This window comes from Mesorhizobium sp. M4A.F.Ca.ET.020.02.1.1, assembly GCF_004022645.1.
GTDB lineage: Bacteria > Pseudomonadota > Alphaproteobacteria > Rhizobiales > Rhizobiaceae > Mesorhizobium.
Map to the genome: position 1 here is coordinate 1 of NZ_RZOI01001148.1, position 1,137 is coordinate 1,137.

General features: G+C 62.1%; 1 protein-coding gene. It reads left to right on the plus strand.

Annotated features, from left to right (window positions below):
• Positions 1 to 172: 172 nt before the first annotated feature.
• Positions 173 to 1,137: ABC transporter substrate-binding protein (locus EN742_RS35560; RefSeq protein WP_128333919.1), on the plus strand; the 965-nt coding region annotated here is incomplete at its 3' end.

Here is a 1,137-nt window from a genome sequence, read left to right on the forward strand (position 1 = left end):
GACAGGCAAACTCAAAGGCCTTTGCGCAGCGACGAAACAGCACTTGCATCGACCGGATCGATGCACTATCAAAAAACGGCAAATGTTTTTTATTGATAAAGTTCTGTTGGGGCAGCGCCTATCCGAACGGAGCTTCCGTAACCTTCACCAGGCGATCTAGGGAGGAACCCTCATGAAATTCGTGACCAGCATTCTCAACCGCCGCGCCTTCGTCGCGCTCGCCGCCGCCTCGATGCTCGCAGGCGCCATGCATTCGGCGCCGGCCTCGGCGGCTGACGTGACCATCCCGATCATCGTCAAGGACACCACCTCGTTCTACTGGCAGATCGTGCTGGCCGGCGCCCGCAAGGCCGGCAAGGATCTCGGCATCAATGTGCCGGAGCTCGGCGCCCAGGCCGAAACCGACGTCAACGGCCAGATCTCGATCCTCGAGAATGCCGTCGCCGGCAATCCGGCTGCTGTCGTCATCGCGCCGACCGAAGCCAAGGCGCTCGGCAAGCCGATCGACGAGGCCGCCACCAAGGTCAAGGTCATCGGCATCGACTCCGGAGCCGACTCCAAGGCCTTCACTTCGTTCCTGACCACCGACAATGTCCAGGGCGGCCGCGTCGCCGCTGACGGACTTGCCGCGGCCATCGGCGCTGCCAATGGCGGCAAGGTTGAAGGCAAGGTTGCGCTGATCACCGCGCTGCCGGGCGCCGGCTCGCTCGAGCAGCGCGCCCAGGGCTTCAAGGAACAGCTCAAGGCGAAATATCCCGGCCTTGAGCTGATCGCCGACAAGTATGCTGACGGCCAGGCCACCACTGGCCTCAACATCGCCACCGACCTGATCACCGCCAACCCGGACCTGAAGGGCATCTTCGCTTCCAACCTGATCATGGCGCAGGGCGTCGGTCAGGCGATTGCCGAGAACAACCTGGCCGGCAAGGTCGGGCTGATCGGCTTCGACAGCGACGAGAAGCTGATCAAGTTCCTCAACGATGGCGTCATTTCCGGCCTCGTCGTGCAGGATCCGTACCGGATGGGTTATGACGGCATCAAGACCGCGCTTGCCGCCTCGAAGGGCGAGAAAGTCGAGGCCAATGTCGACACCGGTGCCAATCTCGTCACCAAGGCCAACATGAAAGAGCCGAAGAT